Source organism: Pseudomonas sp. AIG (genome assembly GCF_977020205.1).
Genome location: NZ_CDROCK010000009.1, coordinates 114,567 through 136,606, shown reverse-complemented (window position 1 = coordinate 136,606; position 22,040 = coordinate 114,567). Strand labels below are relative to the sequence as shown.

Below are 22,040 nucleotides of genomic sequence, written 5' to 3'. Positions count from 1 at the left end.
TGTGGGAGCGAGCTTGCTCGCGAAGAGGTCCTGTCAGCTAACATCGATGTTGACTGACACTCCGCTTTCGCGAGCAGGCTCGCTCCCACAGGTTTGATTTGTGTTGTCGGTTCAGAAGAGTTCGCTGAAGGGAATAAAGCGCAGCGGATCGCCGAGGTTGTGCGTGCTGTGCTCGGGGATTTCCACCAGGCCGTCGGCCCAGGTCGCGCCGAGCAAGACGCCGGAGCTTTGATTCGGATAGAGCACCGCACGCCCGGCCTCCAGCCTCACCCGCAGGTATTCGCGGCGGCCGCCAGGCTTGTGCCAGTCGAAACCTGCATTGACTGTAAAACTCAGCGGCATGACGTCATCCACACCTTGAATGCGCAACAGATACGGCCGCGCCAACAACCCGAATGTCACTAACGCCGATGTCGGATTGCCCGGCAAGCCAATCACCGGCACCGTGCCGAAATGGCCCACGGTCAGCGGTTTGCCAGGCTTGATCGCGAGTTTCCACAACAGCGGTTTGCCGCTGTCGCGCAGCACTTGCCCGAGGCAATCGGCATCACCGGCAGACACGCCGCCCGTGGTCAAAATCAGGTCGGTCGCCACTTGCAATTGCTCAAGTTTGAGCCGCGTCTGCGCCGGGCGATCCGGGAGGATCCCAGCGTCGATCACCTCGCAGCCCAGCTCACGCAACCAGTGGCCGAGCAACACGCGGTTGCTGTTGTAGATGCTGCCGGGGCGCAGCGGCTGACCCGGCTCGACCAGTTCATCACCGGTCGACAGCAGCGCCACACGCGGGCGACGCACCACGTGCAGTTGCGCCAGCCCTTGCCCGGCGGCGACCGCCAATTCGAACGGCCCAAGGCGTTTGCCGGCCCGCAGCAGGATGTCGCCGACGCGATTTTCCTGACCTTGCGCGCGGATGTTCTGCCCCGCCTTCAGCGGTTGCAAGAAGCGTACGCGGCCGTCCTCCAGCACGTCGACGTTCTCCTGCATCTCGACACAGGTGGCGCCGGGCGGCAGTGGTGCGCCGGTAAAAATCCGTGCGCAGGTGCCGGGCAGCAACGTGTCCGGCGCCAGCCCCGCGTAAACCTTTTGCGAGACCTTCAGCGGCTGTCGGTGCAGATCGGCGAGATTGAGCGCGTAACCGTCCATGGCACTGTTCGGCCACGGCGGTAGGTCGAGTGTCGCCAGCAGATCACTGGCCAGCACCCGCCCACGCGCATCGTCGAGCGCCAGCAGTTCGCTGTCGGCCAGACGTTGCTCATTGGCCATGCCGAGCAACTGGTCGAGGGCTTCCTCGACCGGCATCAGCGGTGTCTCGCTCATCCGCGTGGCCCACAGGCTTGCACGGCTTTCAGGTGCGGGACGAAGTTGCACGGGCGATGACGGTTATCCAATTGTTCGGCAAGAATGCCTTCCCACGCCGTGCGGCAAGCGCCGGTCGAGCCCGGCAGGCAGCACACCAGCGTGCCGTTCGACAGCCCGGCCAGCGCGCGGCTTTGCACGGTGGACGTACCGATGTCCAGAATGGAAATCGCCCGGAACAGTTCGCCGAAGCCATCGATCTGCTTATCAAACAAACAGGCCACTGCTTCCGGCGTGCTGTCGCGACCGGTGAAACCCGTGCCGCCAGTGATCAGCACCACTTGAACGGTGTCGTCGGCAATCCAGTTCGCCACCTGTGCGCGGATCTTGTACAGATCGTCCTTGAGCAAGTTGCGCTCGCTCAGCGTATGACCGGCCTCCAGCAAACGACTGACCAGTAATTGGCCGGACGTATCGCTGGCATAGTCGCGCGTATCGCTGACCGTCAGCACGGCAATATTCAGGGGGACAAACAGGGCATCGGCTTTTGCGCTCATGGCAGTTCTCCGGCAGCAGTCAATCAACATTGCCGAGCAGCCTAAGTGCCACTTATGAAGACTGTCTAATCACTCTGGCCAACCACATTATCGACCGGCTCTATCGGTGCCTTTCACGGTATTCATGACCAGGAAAACCGGGCCTGATAGAGCTGATCGATAGTCCCTTAAACACTTCCGATTGGACGAACAACAGTTCAAATGAGATCGTCCCACCCTGCGCTTCTCGTGCGTCTCGCGCATCCGCGTCAATACACAATCAAAAAATCCCCATCGAGCAGGTGCCATCGTGGACATCAAACAACTCAAGTTCCTGATCGCGCTGGACGAAACCCGACACTTCGGCCAGGCCGCCGCACGCTGCCACATCACCCAGCCGACGCTGTCGATGCGCCTGCGCAATCTGGAAGACGAGTTGGACCTGGTGCTGGTCAACCGTGGTCAACGCTTTGAAGGTTTCACCCAGGCCGGCGAGCGCGTGCTGGCCTGGGCGCGCACCTTGCTTGCAGCGCATGACGGTTTGTTCGCCGAAGCGGCGGCGTGTCGCGGGCAACTGGTCGGTAGTTTGCGTCTGGGTCTGGTGCCGCTCAGTAGCTTCAACCCGGTCAATTACATTCAGGGTTTGTCGGGGACGTATCCGGAGTTGAAGTTCAGCCTGTCGTCGCTGAGTTCCGACGAGATCATCGCCAGGCTGGGCAACAATCAACTCGATCTGGGCGTGTGCTACCTGGACCACGTCAACCCGAACTATTTCGAGTTCTTCGAGATCGGCGAAACCCGTGTCGGCCTGCTTTACGACAACCGGCATTTCCATTTCGAAGGCACGGAAATGAGCTGGGAAGACGCCGCCGAATTACCGCTGGGGATGATCACCGCCGGCATGCATTATCGTAAATCCATCGATTTGAGCTTCCGCAGCCGAGGGCTCAGCCCGCAGCCGATCATGGAAAGCGATTCAACGTATCAGCTGTTGCAGGCGATTCACCAAGGCTTCTGCTGCGCGATCATGCCGCTCGACAGTGGCCTGGAAGAGCCGATCGAACACCTGTCGTTCATGCAACTGCCGGATGCCAGTGTGCTGGCGCCGCTGGGCCTGGTGATGCGCAAGACCGAGCCGCGTTCGGCGATTGCCGAGAAGTGTTTTGCCGAGGCGCGGAAGTTATTTGGGGTTGAGATTTCTGCCGAGTAATTGATGTCGTATATCAGGCCCTCATCGCGAGCAGGCTCACTCCTGCAGGGGAACGCATTCCAAATGTAGGAGTGAGCCTGCTCGCGATGGGGCCTGAACAGCCAACACATCTCGGTTGATCGACCAAAGCAATCACCACATCAGAACAAGCGATTGGAGCCACTTTTAACGCCCCGCGAATCTATAGCCCGATCCAGGATTTTTCTGCATGAGCCCCACCTTCACCCAAGGGTTCTCACTGGGTCGAGGGCCGGAAAAGCGGTCGGGATGCGGCGTTGCGCTGGAGTCTGGCGCACGCCTGAAAAGCAAAAGCCCCTCACCCTAGCCCTCTCCCAAAGGGAGAGGGGACTGATTGGGGGATATTGCAGAAGTACGCCGACCTGAAGGAATTGTGGTGAATCCATAATCGATGGGATCTGTCAGTTCGATGGACGATGCCAGACGCCTGCGTCAGCCCCTGCGGCTGATATCCAAATCCATAATCGGCTCGATCTTCCAGGTCGATGGATGACGCCAGACACCGCGGTCGGCCCCCTCTCCCTCCGGGAGAGGGCTGGGGTGAGGGTTGAAAGTCTGATTAGATAGCCGCTCCGCCAGGACCCAACTCCGGAGTCTCGCTTGAGCACAGCGCCGAACAATCTGCCCCGCCCCGATCCCGTCACCCTGCGCCAGGCCTGGCGCTTCTGGCTGAAACTCGGCTGCATCGGTTTCGGCGGGCCGGCCGGGCAGATTGCGATCATGCATCAGGAGCTGGTCGAGCGCCGGCGCTGGATTTCCGAAAAGCGTTTCCTGCACGCGCTCAACTACTGCATGTTGCTGCCCGGCCCCGAGGCTCAGCAATTGGCGACGTACATCGGCTGGCTGCTGCATCGCACCTGGGGCGGAGTCATCGCCGGTGTGCTGTTTGTGTTGCCGTCATTGTTCATTCTGATCGCCTTGTCCTGGCTGTACGTCGCTTTCGGGGATGTGCCAGCGGTGGCCGGGGTGTTTTACGGGATCAAACCGGCGATCACCGCGATTGTGTTGCACGCCGCGCATCGCATCGGCTCGCGTGCATTGAAAAATGCCTGGCTGTGGGCGATTGCCGGGGCATCGTTCGTGGCGATTTTCGCCTTCAATGTGCCCTTCCCCTTGATCGTCCTCGGGGCCGCGCTGATCGGCTATCTGGGCGGACGATTCGCCCCTCAGCGGTTCAACAACGCGGGTGCGCGCAACAGCGAGAAATCCTTCGGCGCGGCGTTGATCGACGACGATACGCCGGCGCCCGAACATGCCCGTTTCAGCCTGCCGAAGCTGCTGCGTCTGGGGTTGATCGGCGCAGTGCTCTGGTGTTTGCCGATGGCGTTATTGACAGCGTTATTCGGCTGGGACGGCACGTTCACGCAAATGGCCTGGTTCTTCACCAAAGCCGCCCTGCTCACCTTTGGCGGCGCCTACGCGGTGCTGCCTTACGTTTATCAGGGCGCCGTCGGGCATTACGGCTGGTTGACGCCGACGCAGATGATCGACGGCCTCGCACTCGGCGAAACCACGCCGGGACCGCTGATCATGGTGGTGGCGTTTGTCGGTTTTGTCGGTGCCTACGTGCAACCGGCCTTCGGTCCCGAGCATGCGTTTGCCGCCGGGGCGCTCGCGGCAACGCTGGTGACCTGGTTCACCTTCCTGCCCTCGTTTCTGTTCATCCTCGCCGGCGGGCCGTTGGTGGAATCGACGCACAACGAACTGAAGTTCACCGCACCGCTGACGGCGATCACCGCTGCTGTGGTCGGGGTGATCCTGAACCTGGCGTGTTTTTTCGCTTATCACGTGTTCTGGCCGAACGGTTTTGCCGGGGCGCTGGATCTGTTCTCGCTGACGCTGGCGGTTGCGGCGGGGTTAGCGCTGTTCGTTTTCAAACGCGGCGTGATCAGTGTGTTGATCGTTTGCGCCCTCGCCGGGCTGGGCTTTCACTTGATGCGTTGAACCCTGGCCTGCGAATCTCCCGTTTACACGCCCGCGAATTCCCCCTTACTATCCGGGCACACCGGTCGGCGGGTCAGCCCGCCACCGACGTTTTCCGCCAACGGAAACACGCGTTATGAGTACGTCACCACAACAACGAAAATCGTTGAACGTCTCTACCCTGCGCGCCCTCTCTCACAGGGGCGGCGTATGAATCGTATCGTCAATCTCCCCATGGCCCTGCGCCGTTCCAAGCTGCGTCACTCCGCACGCCCGCCGGATATCGCCCGGTCTGTCTGATCGCGTCCGTTAAAGAACCGCGACAGTCCCCTGCTTCTTGATATCCCTGCCAGGACCGCCACGCCTATTGCCGCGTCGTGTCCGGCCCGAATCTGCGCGCCTGTGCGGCGCCATCGTGAGTGATTGATTATGAAATTCGCAGCCATCGAAGACGCACGCCTGTTCCTTGACCAGAACCCCGATATCGACATGATCGAACTGTTCATTCTCGACGCCAACGGCGTGCCACGCGGCAAGCTGTTGCACCGCGAAGAACTGCTCGCCGTGTACCAAAGCGGTCGGCCGCTGCCGAGCACTATTCTCGGTCTGACCGTGCAGGGGGAGGACGTCGAAAACTCCGGTCTGGTCTGGGATGTCGGCGACATCGACTGCCGTGCCTATCCGCTGGAAGGCAGTCTGGTACGCCTGCCGTGGCGGCAGATTCCGACCGCCGCCGTGCAGGTCAGCATGCACCCGACCGAGGGCATGCCCGCCAGCATCGCCGACCCTCGCCATTTGCTGATCAAGGTCATCGACGGCCTCAAGGCCGAGGGTTATCACCCGGTGATGGCCTGCGAGCTGGAGTTCTATCTGCTCGATGCCAAACGCGATCACAACGGCCGCCCGCAACCGGCGCTGGACGCTGACGGTGGTCGACCGCGACACACCCAGGTCTACGGTTTGCGTGAGCTGGAACAGATCGAACCGTTCCTCGCCGACCTCTACAGCGCCTGCAAACTGCACGGTATTCCGGCGCGCACGGCGATCTCCGAGTACGCGCCGGGTCAGGTGGAAATCACCCTCGAACATGGCGATGCGCTGGAGGCGATGGATCAGGCGGTGCGCTACAAACGCCTGGTCAAAGCCATCGCCCACAAGCACGGCATGCAGGCGACCTTCATGGCCAAGCCGTTCGATGATCTGGCGGGCACCGGCATGCACATGCACGTGAGTCTGGCCGATGGCGCGGGACACAATCTGTTCGCCTCCGAAGACCCGGCCGGCACGCCGCTGCTGCGCACGGCGATTGGCGGCATGCTCGCGTCCTTGCTCGATTCATTGCTGCTGTTCTGTCCGAACGCCAACTCGTACCGGCGCTTTCAGGCCAACAGTTACGCGCCGCTGGCGCCGACCTGGGGCGTCGACAACCGCACCGTCAGCCTGCGCGTTCCGGGTGGCCCGGCCAACACCCGGCACATCGAACACCGCATCTGCGGCGCCGACGCCAACCCGTATCTGGCCGCAGCGGCGATCCTTGCCGGGATTCATCGTGGCATTCGTGAAGACCTTGATCCGGGCGCACCGGTCGAAGGCAATGGCTATGCGCAGGCGAAGGAATTGCTGCCAACGGATTGGCTGACCTCGCTGCAGGCGCTGGAGAATTCGGTGTGGGCGCGGGATGCCTTGGGGCAGGAATTTCTCGGGGTGTATCTGGCGGTGAAACGTGCCGAGTACCGGCAGTTCATGGCCGAGGTGGGTGAGCAGGATTGGCGCTGGTACCTCACCGAAGCCTGACGATTCACCACTATCCCTTGTAGGAGTGAGCCTGCTCGCGATGAGGCCATGTCAGTCACATCATGGGTAAATGACACACCGCTATCGCGAGCAGGCTCACTCCTACAGGGACCGCGTACAACCGAAGAATTCGTGTGGAAACTAAAATGACCGAACGCTGCAATTCCTACTACACCGCCACCCTCAACCAAGACACCGACTACCCGACCCTGCAAGGCCGGCACACTGTCGACGTGGTGATCATCGGCGGCGGTTTCACCGGCGTCGCCACTGCCGTCGAACTCGCCGAAAAAGGCCTGAAAGTCGCCATCGTCGAAAGCCACAAGATCGGCTGGGGCGCCACCGGACGCAACGGCGGACAAGTCACCGGCAGCCTCTCCGGCGACGGCGCGATGCGCAAACAGATGCGTGCGAAACTCGGCGACGAGGTCGATGATTTCATCTGGCACCTGCGCTGGCGCGGGCACGAAATCATCCAGCAACGCGTCGAGAAATACGGCATTCAGTGCGACCTCAAACACGGTCATTTGCACGCCGCGTACAAGCCCAGTCACATGACTGACTTGCGCAAGGATTACGAAGAAGCAGTGCGCCGTGGACTGGGCGATGAGGTCAGTCTGCTCGACCGCAGTCAGGTGCGTGATCTGCTGCAAAGCGATCTCTACCACGGCGCAATCAAGAACACCCGCAACATGCATCTGCACCCGCTCAATCTGTGCATCGGCGAAGCGCGGGCGGCGGAAAGTCTGGGGGCGCTGATCTTTGAAAACAGCGAAGTGCTGGAGATTATTCACGGCGCTACGCCGGGCGTACGCACGGCTCACGGCCAGATCGACGCCAATCAGGTGATGCTCGCCGGCGACGTCTACCACAAGCTCGAACCGGGTCAGCTCAAGGGCAAGATTTTCCCGGCCATGGGCGGCATTGTCACCACCGCGCCGCTCGGCGATCTGGCCAAGCAGATCAACCCGGAAGATCTGGCCGTCTACGACTGCCGTTTCGTCCTCGACTACTACCGCCTCACCGCCGATGGCCGTCTGTTGTTCGGTGGCGGCGCCAACTACAGCGGCAAGGATTCACGCGACATCGCCGCCGAGCTGCGCCCGTGCATCGAGCAAACCTTCCCGGCGCTCAAAGGCGTGCAGATCGATTACCAGTGGAGCTGCGCGATGGGCATCGTCATCAACCGCATCCCGCAACTGGGCAAGCTCTCGGACAACGTCTGGTATTGCCAGGGCTACTCGGGGCACGGCATCGCGACCACACACATCATGGGCGAAATCATGGGCCGGGCGATTACCGGGCAGATGGAGCAGTTCGATACGTTTGCCCAGTGCCAGCACATTCGTGTGCCGATGGGGGATTTGCTCGGTAACCCGCTACTGGCCGCCGGGATGTGGTATTACCAGATGCTCGAAAAGTTGCGGTGATTGCATTGGCCCTATCGCGAGCAGGCTCACTCCTACATTTTGGAATGCGATCCCCTGTAGGAGCGAGCCTGCTCGCGAAGAGGCCCTCAAATTCACCAAAAATTCAATCCGGGAGTTGCTCCACCACAATCCCCAACCGCCGATAATCCTCGACACTCCCCGACGCTACATGCCGCTCGGTAATCAGCGTATGCAGGCGCGAACACGGCGCCACCACAAACGGCTCCACCGCTCCCAACTTGTCCGCCGAAGTCACCGCAATCACCCGCGTCGCGCCCTCCAGCATCGCCTGCTTCACCGGCACTTCATCAAAATGCAGCGAAGTAATCCCCACTTCCGGATGAATCGCACAGACGCCGGTGATCGCCAGATCCGCCCTGATCCCGGCCAGCAACCGCAGCGCCTCATGTCCACCCGCCGCCATCGTTCGCGGGTTCAACTGGCCGCCAGCGAGAATCACCTTCACACCCTTGAACTCAGACAAGGCAATCGCCGTCATCGGCGAAGCCGTCACCGCCGTGATGCTGATATCGGCACGCAACGAGCGCGCCACCTGCAAGGTGGTCGAGCCGGAATCGAACAGCACAATCTGCCCGTCCTCCACTTCCAGCGCCGCCCGTTGCGCCAGGCGAATCTTCACATCATCGGTCTCGTCCAGCCGCGTGAAGTAATCCTTGCCGGAGTCTTTCGGACGCGGCAGCGCCCCGCCGTGGACACGCTGCACCAGCCCGGCATTGTCCAGTTCGGCTAGATCGCGGCGGATGGTGTCTTCGGAGACTGCGAAGTGCTGGCTCAACTCGGACGCCATGACCTTGCCGTCACGTTCGAGGAGCAGAAGGATTTTCTGCCGGCGCAGGGATGGCAGTTCAGCTGCGGAATGATCGTGCATGGTTATGCCTGTTTATGCTTGTAGTTGCAGGTATTTGCGAGATTAGCGAAAGCCTCGAACAAACACAAACCGACGGGGTATCAATGGTTTCGATCATTGGAATCAACAAGGCGAATTTTTTCTTTGCTTTCAACCTGTTCAGAATGGCCCCACTTCTAAAAGGCTCAGGATGAACACCTCATGAATCTCAATTTTGCGTTTGCGTGCATGATCGTCGTGTCGTTTGCGATTGCCCTCGGCCACGCCTGACAGTGCCTCAGACCGACGCCAACAAATGCTCGCGCAACCACTTGTGTGCCGGATCGCGATGCGAGCGTTCACCCCAGAACATCGCCATTTCGTAGCCGGGCACTTCCAGCGGCGCGTCGACCACTTGCAGGGCCGGGTTGCCACGCACCAGGCGTGACGGCAGCATCGCCACCAGGTCGGTGCTGGCCAACACCGACATCGCCATCAGAAAGTGCGGCACCGACAACACCACTTTGCGCATCAGCCCGACATCGGCCAACGCCCGGTCAGTCACCCCGAAAAAGCCCCCGCCCTCGCGCGACACCATCACGTGTTCCAGCGCGCAGAACTGTTTGCGCGTGGGCGCAGACTTCAGCCCCGGATGGCCGATACGGCCGGCCAACACATAACGCTCGGTAAACAGCGGCCGTCGATGCAACTCCGGTGGCGCGTCTTCGCTGATGTGCAGCGCCAGATCGAAGACGCCCTGCTCGGCCTGTTTGACCAGATGCGCCGGGGTCAGATCGATCACCGCCAGCCGCGTGCCCGGCGCCTGTTCGCGCAAGCCGCCCAGCGCCGGCAACACCACCGTCGACTCGCCGTAATCGGTCGCGGCGATTTTCCAGGTGTGCGTCGCCAGCGCCGGGTCGAACGCACTGGCCGGCGCCACCGCCCTCTCCAACGCTTCCAATGCCTCGCGCAACGGTTCACGCAATTCATCGGCGCGTGCCGTCGGGCGCATGCCGCGCGGCCCGGGCAACAGCAGCGGATCACCAAAGATGTCGCGCAACTTGGCCAGATGCACGCTCACCGAAGGCTGCGACAGGTTCAAGCGCTGCGCCGCGCGGGTGACGTTGTGCTCCGACAGCAGCACATCGAGGGTCAGCAACAGATTGATATCCAGCCGTCTCAAATTATTCATGGCTATACCAGACATATCAGACATTCATTTCCAATATACCGGTTGAACGCCGATCCTGCAGTCACTCAGCGAACGGAGCTTCAACATGAACGTGCTACTGGTTTACGCCCATCCAGAACCGACTTCCCTCAACGGCTCGCTGCGCGACTTCAGCGTCCAGCGCCTGCAAGCCGCCGGCCACACCGTGCAGGTCTCCGACCTCTACGCGATGAACTGGAAAGCCAGCCTCGACGCCGACGACGCCCCGCAGCGCGATGCGACGAAACCGTTCCACGCCTCCCTCGACTCGAAAATCGCTTACGCCGAAGGCACCCAGGCTGCCGACATCGCTCGCGAGCAGGAAAAACTGTTGTGGGCGGATGCGCTGATTCTGCAGTTTCCGCTGTGGTGGTTCACCATGCCGGCGATTCTCAAAGGCTGGGTTGATCGGGTGTATGCCTATGGCTTTGCCTACGGCGTCGGCGAGCATTCCGACAGTCGTTGGGGCGAGCGTTATGGCGAAGGGAAAATGAAAGGCAAACGGGCGATGTTGATGGTCACCACCGGCGGCTGGGAATCGCACTATGCGCCGCGTGGGATTAACGGGCCGATGGATGATCTGCTGTTTCCGATCCAGCACGGGATTTTGTATTACCCCGGTTTTGAAGTGGTGCCGCCGTTTGTGGTGTATCGGACGAGTCGGATGGATGCGGCGCGGTATGCCGAGACTTGTGAGGAATTGGGGCGACGGCTGGATGAATTGTGGAGTGCGCGGCCGATTGGGTTTCGGCAGCAGAATGGGGGGGACTATGAGATTCCCGCCTTGACGTTGAAGAGCGATATCGCGCCGGATAGCGAAGGCTTCGACGCACACATCCGCTAGCGCCGCATCAACCACGTAGAGCAAAAGCCCCTCACCCTAACCCTCTCCCAGAGGGAGAGGGGACTGACCGAGGTGTTTGGAAGAGGTACGCCGACCTGAAACACCGAGTCGAACTCAGGTTTTGAAAGCTTCCCCGTGACGTGAGATACCCGAGTCGAACTCAGGTTTTGAATGACATGAAGATCGGCTCCCTTTCCCCCTCGCCCCCCTGGGGGGAGAGGGCTGGGGTGAGGGGGACGGATCTAACTGACACACCGCAACATGCAGGCATCAGTGGCTCCAGTCAGGCTTCCTCCCGCGCCCGCCGCACCTGCACCAATAACGCCGGCGCAAAATGCAGCAACACCATCCGGCTCAGATGATGAGTCAGAATAAACACCACATTCAGCCCACCACCAAACGCGACAATCGCAATCGTCTCAATCGCCCCCGGCATGTACGCCAGCCACAGCGACAGCGGATCACTGCCCAACCAGCGTGCCGCGACTTCAGCAAACACCGCCGCCACCACGATCATCAAACCCACCGAGACCAACGCCGTGCGGCCATGACGCCCCAGTTCCGCGACGCCAAGCCCCTGAAACCTTGAGCCGATCCGCACGCCGAGAATCAGCGCCGCCAGATTCAGACTCCAGTCCGGCATGTGAAAACCATGCAGCCATCCCGATTTCACAAACACCGCCGTGATGATGATCGCCGTGAGCATGAACGGCGCCGGCACGCCGATCACCAGCAGCAAGCGTCCGAGCAGTACACTCAACGCGATGACCGAACACGCGGTCAGCGCCATGCCCGTCGTCAAAGGATCACCATCGGCAACCGCCACTGCAGCGGCTTGTCCGGGAATCAGGAAACTCACCAGCACCGTGATCAGCAGCAAGCGCATTAGATGCACGATGATGACCTTGCTCGAAGCCTTTTCCGAGTCGAGTAAATCGAACACCGCCGCCAGTGCGCCGGGATAAACCGCTAACAGCGCATCAGTGCGATTCCAGCCTGCGCCGCGCGTCAGCCACCATCCGGCCAACGCGATTTGCACCGTCAGGCAAATCAACAACACACCGAGGCTCGGCAACATCGTCGAGGCCGTCTCGCTGTCCCACGCTTCGAACATCAGCCCGGTGGCGATGCCCAGCGTGATCTGGATGTAGCCCAGTCCATAAGGAGTTGCCGGGGCGATACCGGTTTTACTGGCGAACAATGCAGTGACGACAATCGAACCCAACAACAAACCGTGGGGCACGCCTTCGAACTGCAACAGCGCGCCGAAACCGGCAGCAATCAACAAACACAGAATGGATTTCATAGTCGCCTTCCTGGCTATTTACCTGACACACCACAACCCGTGTAGGAGCTGCCGAAGGCTCGGGCCGCGATCGGACGATCTTTTGACTTTGTTTTTGAAGATCAAGATCAAAAGATCGCAGCCTTCGGCAGCTCCTACAGGGAATGTATTCGTTTTCAGCCGCGCAACCGGCCAATCGCGCGGCGGTATTTTTCGATCCGCTCCAGATCCTCCCAACTCGGCGAGGCAATCCGCGACAGGTCGCTGTTCTCTTCCAGATCCGCCAGCTTCACCACCCGGCCGATCGGGTTCTGTGCGGCGCGGTCGACGAAGTCTTCATAGGATTCGCCCGGCACTTTGGTCACAGACTCGATAGCGCTCAAAACCTCTTCGCTGAAGCCTTCTTTGCGCAAATCATCGAGGCTGACGCCGCAGTCTTCGACCACATCGTGCAGCACAGCGACGATGCGTTCTTCCAGCGTGCTCATGCGTAACATGACTTTCAGCGGATGCAAAATGTACGGCGATCCGCCCTTGTCCACTTGCCCGGCGTGGGCCGTAGCAGCGATGGCGATAGCGCGTTCGAGGGTTTGGGTCATGAGAGTCTCCGAGGGTTAAACGCCGTAGCGGCCGCCGACATGGATATTGCGCTTGAGCCAGTTGCCGATCGCCTTCAGGCGACTGACTGGCTTCGCTGGCGCGGAATGGCGCTGAAGAATCAGTGAGACCAATGTGGCCTGTTCGGCTTTTGGATGGGCATCGATCAACTCGGCAACCCACGCGCAATCGGCCTTTTTCAGATGCTCGCGCCACTCTCCCGGCCAGGCATCCAGCTCATCCCGCGCCAACCACCGCGCACCGCCATGCTCCATATGCCCGCCGGACATCGACTGCTCGAAACAGAACGGTGTTTCTGGCTTGGCAGGGTCAATGTGAAACAGGTAGATGTCGTGGAATGGATGCTGCGAGGGGGGCGCGTTATTGCGGCTGCCGATTTCGATCATGGGCGATGTTCCAATCCTTGGGCGCTGAATGTTTCCGATTGTTTCGCAGTGTACGCCACGGGAGCAAATCAAAAACCCGATGGAACCTCCCTCCTCCACGCCGCCTCGAAACTTTAAAGCGCCAAAATCATCGATCAGACCCGGCGCCCCTGAAGAGGAAACTCCGATGAACATTCGCTTCCTGCTTCTGATCGCCACCTTCGCCATCATCCCCACCTGCGTCATGGCCGAAGGCTGCGACGTGCAGACCCAATCCTCCAGCGCCTCAGTGCCGTCGGTCGAAAGCCACAGTTGTTATGAATACGAAGGCATGCCGGTGAACTCAATCGACTGGTCGTGCAGCAACGAAAGCAAAGACATGCTCAGCAGCACCAAGAACAAAGTGGAACATTGCGCCGACCACTATCAGGCCGCGTGCATCGCCACGATCACCCAGGAATCCCTGGCCAACCCGCACTCCACCAGCAAGGACAAGAACGCCAAGGCATTGAACATCCCCGACAACGCTCAAGTGACCACGTATTACTACGACGTGGAGCATTTGGCCCAGGCTCGGATTGATTGTGAGAATGGCGGCGGGCAGTGGAAGGCAAAGTGAACGCCTGATATCTGCGTTCGCGACAGGCAAAGAAAAGCCCGGCTCAAAAGGACCGGGCTTTTTAGTGCGCGATTTCCGTTAACCACCGCCGTTACCACCACTGCTGCTACCAGACGGTTGACCCGCAGGGCTGGGCTTGGAGGCAGAAGGCACCGGCCCATTGTCGGTCTTGCCACCATCACCGCCCTTGGGCAGCGAATTGGCATCCGGGTCGGCATTGGTGGCAGGGGACGCCGGGTCACGCGTCTGGCTGGTGCCGTCGTTCGCTGTCGGAGTCGGCGTTTCGCCAGCCGCGATCGCGTACAGCGAACTGCCGGACAGCAACGCCGCGAGGGTAAACACCGCGATTTTATGGTTCAGCATGGTGGCTCTTCCTTTGCGTGGGGAGTTACAGCATTGGAAGGAGGTGTGCGGCGAAGGTGCGGTGCACCAGACGAATGGTTATCGCCCAAAAGGCTCGCGCAATTTCGACGTCTGAAAACTTCGTAGGAAAACACCCCATGTGGCGAGAGAGCTTGCTCCCGGTGGGCTGCGAAGCTGCGCCAAAACCGGATAGTCCGTTTCTCCCAGAGATACCGCACGCCCCGAATTACGACGGATGTGTCGCCGAGCGGGAGCAAGCGCCCTCGCCACGGGTACGGGTTTCACGTCCTACAGGTCGGTTGTGGCTGGTGAAATTGATGCCTAGAGTGAGGTTGTCGCCGACCGCAGTCAGCGATGGGTTTCGCAGCCCTAACGAGAAATTGGCTAACACCGTCTAGCGACAATTCTGGCAAAATTCGCCAGCATTACGTTTTATGGCGGTTGTGTGCGGGAGACTTTCGAGTCTGCCGAGTCTGGTTTCTCCTCGGTCTGCGAACCCGCTCACAACCGCCACCCATCTTGTTTCGCAGCAAAACGGTGGCTCATTTTTACTGAGAGGCCTTTGCTATGACGATCAAAATACCGCTCCACGGCTACGCCCACATGTCGCACCCCGCCACCGACCAGCCCGTCCTCCTCATCGACACCAACGCCCCGCTACGCGACCTCCACGCCTGCGCAGCCGAACGCCTCAACGCCGTCCTCAAATACCTTGACCTCATCGCCTGTACCCGTCTCGCCGATCACGCAGAGCACGACATCAACACCGTCACCAACATCGCCAGAATCATGGTGCAGGATGTGAGTGATGTGTTTCGGGTGATTGAGCAGCGGGGGTTTGAACCTGCATCGTAGAAAGAATCCGTGCGAAAAGTGGACATCACTCCTCCACCGCATTTTTTCGATAGCCATTCTTTCCACAATAGGGGATGGAAATAGCGATGGCGATTTGATAGCGTTCGGATCAGCCATTGGCCATCAGCGGTTCGGTGAGACTTAAACTACCGAGTATTTAGTGAATCAAGGCTGTGTTTTTTCATGTACCCCTTCAATTAATGTAAGGAAGAAAAAATGACAGACAGAAGACCTTTTAACCCAAACGTGACTGTACCGAAGCCAGGCGGTGGTGAGCAGCCTCGCTCCAGAAACAATGATGGTCAAGTTCGCGACAAGCGAAGTGATGCAGGTAAACCTAAAAAGAAATAATCCATAACGGTGACAGATCACTACCAAAATAGATCTGTCACCTTTTCGATCTTTGCGCCGGCACCTTTTTGTACACCTGTTCGCATCACGACCAAACACTCCGATGCGCTTACAAAAACCCTTTCAACCAGAAAAAATCGATTCGGCCTTTATGTAGGCCTCATCCCAAGATAGCAGCGAAGTAGAAATTTTTATTGAATTTACTGCAATTCGCGTTTCATCATTCAAGTCGTGTGCAAATCCAGAGGTTGCTCTAGGAGGCGAATGCGCAGACTGGCGCTCAAAAAGTGAAGAATGAATTCCAAAAAGAGATGAATGCCGAGAAAGCACATCAAACTTGTAGGTGAACATAATCCGCCCTTTCTTGGCGTCAATTGTTGTTGAGTCGCTCTCCCAATAACCGTGCGGCTGTTTATTATCGGTAAATGACCGACCAGTTATCACAAGCCCCTCCAAATCTTGCACAAAGTGCTCAATCATAAAACGCTTATCACCGGCATGACCATAAAAACAACCCACCCAAGTACCGTGCATGTAATGAGCACCAAGAATAAGGCTCTTTAACCATTCGCAGCGTCCCATCCACCAAGCCATACCGAGAGACAAAACGCGATATAGCCCAGCCGATGAGAACACTGCTGCCACAGACAATAAAACGGGATAATTCAATCCTGTCTGATTGAGATAAGGAACTGCGTAGATAATTAACAAATACATGACCGTGACGGTCGTGGTCGCAATTAAACCATTCAATTTTGCAGTGGGAGACATTTTAAATTAGCACCAGCAGTAAATATCCATATTAAGGAGCGAACAACACTCCCTGTGATCAATCCGCTAAAAATTCGCCGGCGTATTCGCACTAATTATCTCAGCCTCATCCGCCCCGATATTCCGAAACTTATGCGGCAATGTCGTCGGGAAATAATACCCATCCCCCGCATTCAACACACTCACCGACCCATCCACGGTCAACTCCACCGTGCCCCGCGTCACCAGCCCACACTCCTCGCCCTCAGCGTGAACAATCGGCTCTTCCCCGGAACTCGCACCTGGTGCGTATTGTTCGCGCAGCAAGCGCATCTGGCGGCTGGGCACGGAGGCGCCGATCAGTAGCAGGCGCAGGCCGTGGCGGCCGAGGTCGGGTTGTTCGTTGGCGCGGAAGACGTATTGGTGTTCGCGCGGGGGTTGGTCGAAGGTGAAGAAGTCGGCCAGAGACATCGGTATGCCTTCGAGCAGCTTTTTCAGTGAGCTGACGGAGGGGCTGACGCGATTCTGTTCGATCAGGGAGATGGTGGCATTGGTCACGCCGCTACGCCGGGCCAGCTCGCGCTGGGAGAGTTTGTAGCTTTCGCGTACTAGTTTGAGTCGAGAACCCGTATCCATGACTGCCTTATGTGAGAAGTACTTAGGCTCTGCGCGAAAACTGCCTGCGCGACGATCATGCTGCGTTAAAAACAGGCTCGGAATGCTCATGTAGGGCCCTACACTCCGCTTCCTCGCCTGTTTTTGCCTTGCCTGATCGCCGCTCGGCGGTTCTCGCGCAGACCCACGGGTAATGGGGGTGGGTGGCGGGTGCCGCGCGAGGGGCGCGGATCACGTTGCTCCCGTGTCCCGGAACCGTGAAAGGCGGCTATTAAATCACGTTTGCCGGTGTTGCTCAGCAGGTTCGATGGACGGTGGGGCAAAAGTCCTTCTTGCCTTGGTAATGCGGACCTGTAGGAGTGAGCCTGCTCGCGATTGGGTGGCACATTCACCATTATTTTTGACTGGATAACCGCCTTCGCGAGCAAGCTCGCTCCCACAGGGTTTGTGGTGTTTCTGTGGGAGGGATGGTGGCTGGGCTGGCCTCATCGCGAGCAGGCTCACTCCTACATTTTGATATTTGGTGTGTCAGGTAAAAAACCGGCGGGGTCTTGGGGCCGCCGCCGGGGAGGTAACTTAAATGCCGAAGCGGTCGCGCAGCGAGTAGTAGACAGCGCCGAGGGCGGTGAGTGGCGCGGAGAAGGTGCGGCCGCCGAGCATTGGCATGTGTGGCAAGGACGCGAAAGCGTCGAAACGCTCGGCGTCGCCGCGGATCATTTCCGAGATCAGTTTGCCGGCCAGGTGCGAGCAGGTGACGCCGTGGCCGCTGTAGCCTTGCATGTAGTAGGCGTTCTTTTCGATACGGCCAAATTGCGGCATGCGTGACATGGTCAGCAGGAAATTGCCGGTCCAGCGGTAGTCGATTTTCACGTCCTTGAGCTGCGGGAAGGTCTTGAGGATCTTCGGGCGGATCAGTTGTTCGATGTCGTCCGGTTCCCGCGCGCCGTAGACCACACCGCCGCCGTAGAGCAAGCGGTTGTCGGCGGTGAGGCGGTAGTAATCCAGCAGGTAGTTGCAGTCTTCGACGCAGTAGTTGTTGGTGATCAGGCTGCGTGCCTGTTTCTCGGTCAACGGTTCGGTGACGACGATTTGCGAACCGCACGGCATGCTTTTCGCGGTCACGCGGTTGTCGAGACCTTGCGGCAGATAAGCGTTACCGGCGATCAACAGGTACTTGGCGCGGACCTGGCCTTTGGCGGTGCGCACGACGTTCGGCTCGCCGTACTTGATTTCCACGGCAGCCGACTGCTCGTAGATTTTGCCACCCAAACGCGTAATCGCCGCAGCTTCACCGAGCGCCAGGTTCAACGGATGAACGTGGCCGCCCTGCATGTCCAACAGACCGCCAACGTAAGCGTCGGAACCGACTTCGCGACGGATGTCAGCCGCGTCGAGCATCTTCAGATTGCGGTTGCCGTAACGTTCCCAACCGCGCTTTTGCTCGGCCAGACCGTTGAGTTGTTTCTTGTTCATCGCTGCGAAGATACCGCCCGGGCGATAGTCGCATTGGATGTCGTATTCCTTGATGCGCGAACGGATGATGTCGGCGCCTTCGAAGATCATGCTGCCGAGGATTTCCGCAGTCTTGTCGCCGTAGCGCTCTTCGATCACGTCGACGTCGCGGCTGTACGAGTTGACCAGTTGACCGCCGTTGCGGCCGCTGGCGCCGTAGCCGACTTTCGCCGCTTCCAGCACCGTCACTTTATAGCCGGCTTCGGTGAGGAACAGCGCCGAGGACAGGCCGGTGTAGCCTGCGCCGATGATGCAGACGTCGCAATCCACCGCTTCTTCCAGAACCGGAAAGTCGATGACTTCGTTGCGGGTGGCGGCGTAGTAGCTGTTTACGTGTTGTTGCTTCATTTTATTGTTCTCCGAGGGTCGCTCATCAAAAGCGACCACCGTTGTAGAAAATCAGAGCTTGATCCAGGTCGCTTTCAGCTCGGTGTACTTGTCGAACGCATGCAGCGATTTATCGCGGCCGTTGCCCGACTGTTTGAAGCCACCGAACGGTGCGGTCATGTCGCCGCCGTCGTACTGGTTGACCCAGACGCTGCCCGCGCGCAAGCCGCGAGCAAAGGTGTGCGCCTTGCTGAGATTGCTGGTCCACACGCCGGCGGCGAGGCCGAAGATGCTGTCGTTGGCGATCTGCAGCGCTTCTTCAGCGGTGTCAAAGGTGATCAGCGACAGCACCGGGCCGAAGATTTCTTCCTGGGCGATGGTCATCGCGTTGGTCACGCCGTCGAACAGCGCCGGTTGCACATAGAGGCCACCGGTTTCTTCGAGGGTGCGTTGACCGCCAGCGATCAACTCGGCGCCCTGCTCGCGACCGATGCTGATGTAGCGCAGCACGTTGTCGAGTTGACGCTGATCGACCACGGCGCCGACGGTGGTCGTCGGATCCAGTGAATGACCCGGTTTCCATGCTTGCAGCGCCTCCACCAACAGCGGAATGAACTGCTCGCGGATCGAACGCTCGACCAGCAAGCGCGAACCCGCAGTGCAGACTTCGCCCTGGTTGAAGGCAATGGCGCCGGCCGCTGCTTGTGCTGCCGCACGCAAATCCGGTGCGTCGGCAAACACCACGTTCGGGCTCTTGCCCCCCGCTTCGAGCCAGACGCGTTTCATGTTGCTTTGGCCTGCATAAATCATCAGTTGCTTGGCAATCGCCGTGGAGCCGGTGAAGGCCAGCACGTCGACGTCCATGTGCAATGCCAACGCCTTGCCGACGGTGTGGCCGAAGCCTGGCAGGACGTTGAACACGCCTTTCGGAATGCCGGCATCCAGCGCCAGTTGCGCAATGCGGATCGCGGTCAGCGGCGACTTTTCCGAAGGCTTGAGGATGAACGAGTTGCCTGCTGCCAGCGCTGGCGCGAACTTCCAGCTGGCCATGATCAACGGGAAGTTCCACGGCACGATGGCTGCAACGACGCCCGATGGCTCGCGGGTGACGAGGCCGAGTTGGTCATGCGGGGTGGCGGCGACTTCGTCGTAGATCTTGTCGATGGCTTCGGCGCTCCAGCGGATCGCGTTGGCGGTCGCCGGGATGTCGATGCTCATCGAATCGCTGATCGGTTTACCCATGTCGAGGGTTTCCAGCAGCGCCAGTTCTTCCTGGTTCTGCAGGATCAGATCGGCGAAGCGAATCAGAATGCGTTTGCGCTCGGCCGGGGCTTTTTTCGCCCACACGCCGGATTCGAAAGACTGGCGCGCGACTTCAACGGCGAGGTTGGCGTCGGCTTCATCGGTGCTGGCCACGGAGGCGAGGAAACGGCCGTCGACGGGGCTCAGGCATTCGAAGGTATCGCCACTGATGGCCGGGCGGTATTCACCGTTGATGAATGCGCGGGCTTCGATGGTCAGGGACTGGAAGCGTTGTTCCCAGTCGTTGCGGGTCGTTGTCATTGTTGTGGCTCGACAAGGGGGGATTGGGGGTGTTGTCTGGCTGCGATGTCCGGCTTGGGATGGCTGCCCTCACCCTAGCCCTCTCCCGGAGGTAGAGGGGACCGATTGGGGGATGCTCAAAATCTCCGCCGACCTGAAAAATCTTTGCCGAATCCATAATCGACTGGATCGTTCAGGTCGCTGAACATCTCAAGACAACCCGGTCAGTCCCCTCTCCCTCCGGGCGGTCCGACGTTTCGGGAGGGTTAGGGTGAGGGGCTTTTGGCCTTTGGGGCCCTCAAATACTCAGACTGTGTGCAGATACCAGTTGTACTCAAGGTCAGAAATCGAGTTCTCGAACTCGGCCAGCTCGCTCTCCTTACACGCGACAAACACGTCGATGTACATCGGGTCGATGTAGCGGGCCATGACCTCGCTGTCGTCCAGCTCGCGCAGTGCATCGCGCAGGTTGTTCGGCAGGCTCTGTTCGTTCTGCTCGTAGCTGTTGCCTTCCACCGGAGCGCCCGGCTCGATCTGATGGGTCAGACCGTGGTGAATACCGGCCAGCACCGATGCCATCAACAGATACGGGTTGGCGTCAGCGCCAGCCACGCGATGCTCGATACGCACAGCGTCGGCCGAACCGGTTGGCACACGGACCGCAACGGTGCGGTTGTCGATGCCCCAGCTCGGTGAGTTCGGCACGTAGAACTGCGCGCCAAAGCGGCGGTACGAGTTGACGTTCGGGCAGAGGAACGCCATTTGCGCAGGCAGGGTCTCCAGCACACCGCCGATCGCGTGACGCAGGGCGGCGTTCTGCTCGGGATCCTCGCTGGCGAAGATGTTGTTGCCTTCTTTGTCCAGGATCGAAATGTGCACGTGCAGACCGTTGCCCGCCTGACCCGGATACGGCTTGGCCATGAAGGTGGTGTCCATCTCATGGTCGTAGGCGATGTTCTTCACCAGACGCTTGAGCAGGACGGCGTAGTCGCACGCCTTGATCGGGTCGGAGACGTGATGCAGGTTGACTTCGAACTGCGCCGGGGCGCTTTCCTTGACGATCGCGTCAGCGGGGATGCCCTGCTCTTTCGCGCCTTCGAGGATGTCTTGCAGGCAATCGACGTATTCGTCGAGGTCGTCGATCAAATACACCTGAGTCGACACCGGACGCTTGCCGGACACCGGCGAACGTGGCGACTGCGGACGGCCGTTCACGTTGTCCTGGTCGATCAGATAGAACTCGAGTTCGAACGCGGCGCAGATGGTCAGGCCCAGTTCGTCGAATTTGCGCACGACGTTGGCCAGCACTTCACGTGGGTCAGCGAAGAACGGCTGGCCTTCGATTTCGTGCATGGTCATTAGTAGTTGTGCGGTTGGGCGCTTCTGCCACGGCTCGATGCTCAGGGTGCCGGGGATCGGGTAGCAGATGCGGTCAGCGTCGCCGATGTCCAGACCCAGGCCGGTGCTTTCCACCGTGGAGCCATTGATGTCGAGCGCGAAAAGCGAGGCCGGCAAGTTGATGCCTTTCTCGTAAACCTTATGAAGACTGGTGCGTTCGATGCGCTTGCCGCGCACCACACCGTTCATATCCGCAATCAGAAGGTCGACGTACAAAACCTCAGGATATTTCTTAAGGAATGCGTTTGCTTCGTTGAGTTGAACGGTACGCAGAGGGACCGACATGATGCACCTATTTAGCTGTTAATTATTATGTTCACTGCTGTTTCGCC

At 59.5% G+C, this 22,040-nt stretch carries 20 protein-coding genes; 7 read left to right on the top strand and 13 right to left on the bottom strand.

All coding sequences use genetic code 11. The features are described 5' to 3' along the window. Positions 1 to 111 precede the first annotated feature (111 nt). Positions 112 to 1,317: a molybdopterin molybdotransferase MoeA gene (locus ACWR1S_RS08545; protein ID WP_454563177.1), complete on the bottom strand. Its 1,206-nt coding sequence runs from the start codon at positions 1,315 to 1,317 to the stop codon at positions 112 to 114. Beyond that, positions 1,314 to 1,853 carry a molybdenum cofactor biosynthesis protein B gene (gene moaB / locus ACWR1S_RS08540; protein WP_122854251.1) on the bottom strand — a complete coding sequence of 180 codons (540 nt, stop codon included), beginning with the start codon at positions 1,851 to 1,853 and terminating at the stop codon, positions 1,314 to 1,316. The genes ACWR1S_RS08545 and moaB overlap by 4 nt, the downstream gene beginning before the upstream one ends. 289 nt (positions 1,854 to 2,142) lie before the next feature. Here moaB and ACWR1S_RS08535 point away from each other — a divergent pair, with 289 nt between their 5' ends. The 4 genes from ACWR1S_RS08535 to ACWR1S_RS08520 all read left to right on the top strand — a co-directional run bounded on the left by ACWR1S_RS08535 (position 2,143) and on the right by ACWR1S_RS08520 (position 8,207). Further along, the gene (locus tag ACWR1S_RS08535) at positions 2,143 to 3,042 is read left to right on the top strand and encodes a LysR family transcriptional regulator (protein WP_454563176.1); all 900 of its coding nucleotides are present in this window, start codon (positions 2,143 to 2,145) and stop codon (positions 3,040 to 3,042) included. A gap of 618 nt (positions 3,043 to 3,660) precedes the next feature. Then, entirely contained in the window at positions 3,661 to 5,004 is a 1,344-nt protein-coding gene (chrA, locus tag ACWR1S_RS08530; protein ID WP_454563175.1) for a chromate efflux transporter, read from the top strand. A 408-nt stretch (positions 5,005 to 5,412) separates the two neighbouring features. Further along, a complete protein-coding gene (locus tag ACWR1S_RS08525; RefSeq protein ID WP_454563174.1) occupies positions 5,413 to 6,777 on the top strand; it encodes a glutamine synthetase family protein in 1,365 nt (454 codons plus the stop codon). A gap of 146 nt (positions 6,778 to 6,923) precedes the next feature. Further along, positions 6,924 to 8,207: an NAD(P)/FAD-dependent oxidoreductase gene (locus ACWR1S_RS08520; RefSeq protein WP_454563173.1), complete on the top strand. Its 1,284-nt coding sequence runs from the start codon at positions 6,924 to 6,926 to the stop codon at positions 8,205 to 8,207. Between the two features lie 103 nt (positions 8,208 to 8,310). Here ACWR1S_RS08520 and ACWR1S_RS08515 read toward each other — a convergent pair whose 3' ends face one another. Together ACWR1S_RS08515 and ACWR1S_RS08510 are read right to left on the bottom strand one after the other, a co-directional pair. After that, complete coding sequence (locus tag ACWR1S_RS08515) at positions 8,311 to 9,096, bottom strand: DeoR/GlpR family DNA-binding transcription regulator (RefSeq protein WP_454563172.1); 786 nt, start codon at positions 9,094 to 9,096, stop codon at positions 8,311 to 8,313. 256 nt (positions 9,097 to 9,352) lie between these two features. Further along, on the bottom strand, positions 9,353 to 10,246 hold the full coding sequence (locus tag ACWR1S_RS08510) for a LysR family transcriptional regulator (protein WP_454563171.1): 894 nt from the start codon (positions 10,244 to 10,246) through the stop codon (positions 9,353 to 9,355). 85 nt (positions 10,247 to 10,331) lie between these two features. On the opposite strand from ACWR1S_RS08510, the gene ACWR1S_RS08505 reads away from it, so the two are divergent. Continuing rightward, on the top strand, positions 10,332 to 11,108 hold the full coding sequence (locus ACWR1S_RS08505) for an NAD(P)H-dependent oxidoreductase (RefSeq protein ID WP_454563170.1): 777 nt from the start codon (positions 10,332 to 10,334) through the stop codon (positions 11,106 to 11,108). Positions 11,109 to 11,391: 283 nt separating this feature from the next. On the opposite strand, the gene ACWR1S_RS08500 is transcribed toward ACWR1S_RS08505, so the two are convergent. The 3 genes from ACWR1S_RS08500 to ACWR1S_RS08490 form a co-directional block, all read right to left on the bottom strand. Further along, positions 11,392 to 12,414: an AbrB family transcriptional regulator gene (locus ACWR1S_RS08500; protein ID WP_454563169.1), complete on the bottom strand. Its 1,023-nt coding sequence runs from the start codon at positions 12,412 to 12,414 to the stop codon at positions 11,392 to 11,394. Positions 12,415 to 12,569: 155 nt separating this feature from the next. Continuing rightward, a complete protein-coding gene (locus ACWR1S_RS08495; protein WP_454563168.1) occupies positions 12,570 to 12,992 on the bottom strand; it encodes an HD domain-containing protein in 423 nt (140 codons plus the stop codon). A gap of 15 nt (positions 12,993 to 13,007) precedes the next feature. Beyond that, a complete protein-coding gene (locus ACWR1S_RS08490) occupies positions 13,008 to 13,397 on the bottom strand; it encodes a hypothetical protein (protein WP_454563167.1) in 390 nt (129 codons plus the stop codon). A gap of 166 nt (positions 13,398 to 13,563) precedes the next feature. Here ACWR1S_RS08490 and ACWR1S_RS08485 point away from each other — a divergent pair, with 166 nt between their 5' ends. After that, positions 13,564 to 13,995: a hypothetical protein gene (locus ACWR1S_RS08485; protein WP_454563166.1), complete on the top strand. Its 432-nt coding sequence runs from the start codon at positions 13,564 to 13,566 to the stop codon at positions 13,993 to 13,995. A gap of 78 nt (positions 13,996 to 14,073) precedes the next feature. Here ACWR1S_RS08485 and ACWR1S_RS08480 read toward each other — a convergent pair whose 3' ends face one another. Continuing rightward, positions 14,074 to 14,358 (bottom strand): hypothetical protein, encoded by a 285-nt coding sequence (locus tag ACWR1S_RS08480; protein ID WP_454563165.1) that lies wholly within the window; start codon positions 14,356 to 14,358, stop codon positions 14,074 to 14,076. A gap of 567 nt (positions 14,359 to 14,925) precedes the next feature. Between ACWR1S_RS08480 and ACWR1S_RS08475 the strand changes: the two genes are divergently transcribed. Then, positions 14,926 to 15,213 (top strand): fructose-bisphosphate aldolase, encoded by a 288-nt coding sequence (locus ACWR1S_RS08475; RefSeq protein ID WP_454563164.1) that lies wholly within the window; start codon positions 14,926 to 14,928, stop codon positions 15,211 to 15,213. Between the two features lie 474 nt (positions 15,214 to 15,687). Here ACWR1S_RS08475 and ACWR1S_RS08470 read toward each other — a convergent pair whose 3' ends face one another. From ACWR1S_RS08470 to ACWR1S_RS08450, 5 genes are all read right to left on the bottom strand, one after another. After that, positions 15,688 to 16,335 (bottom strand): hypothetical protein, encoded by a 648-nt coding sequence (locus tag ACWR1S_RS08470; RefSeq protein WP_454563163.1) that lies wholly within the window; start codon positions 16,333 to 16,335, stop codon positions 15,688 to 15,690. A 66-nt stretch (positions 16,336 to 16,401) separates the two neighbouring features. Beyond that, complete coding sequence (locus tag ACWR1S_RS08465) at positions 16,402 to 16,950, bottom strand: cupin domain-containing protein (RefSeq protein ID WP_007950154.1); 549 nt, start codon at positions 16,948 to 16,950, stop codon at positions 16,402 to 16,404. Between the two features lie 555 nt (positions 16,951 to 17,505). Beyond that, positions 17,506 to 18,789 (bottom strand): NAD(P)/FAD-dependent oxidoreductase, encoded by a 1,284-nt coding sequence (locus tag ACWR1S_RS08460; protein ID WP_454563162.1) that lies wholly within the window; start codon positions 18,787 to 18,789, stop codon positions 17,506 to 17,508. 51 nt (positions 18,790 to 18,840) lie between these two features. Continuing rightward, positions 18,841 to 20,331, bottom strand: coding sequence for an aldehyde dehydrogenase (locus ACWR1S_RS08455; protein WP_454563161.1), 1,491 nt, complete (start codon positions 20,329 to 20,331; stop codon positions 18,841 to 18,843). A gap of 285 nt (positions 20,332 to 20,616) precedes the next feature. Continuing rightward, a complete protein-coding gene (locus tag ACWR1S_RS08450; RefSeq protein WP_454563160.1) occupies positions 20,617 to 21,993 on the bottom strand; it encodes a glutamine synthetase family protein in 1,377 nt (458 codons plus the stop codon). Positions 21,994 to 22,040: the final 47 nt, after the last annotated feature.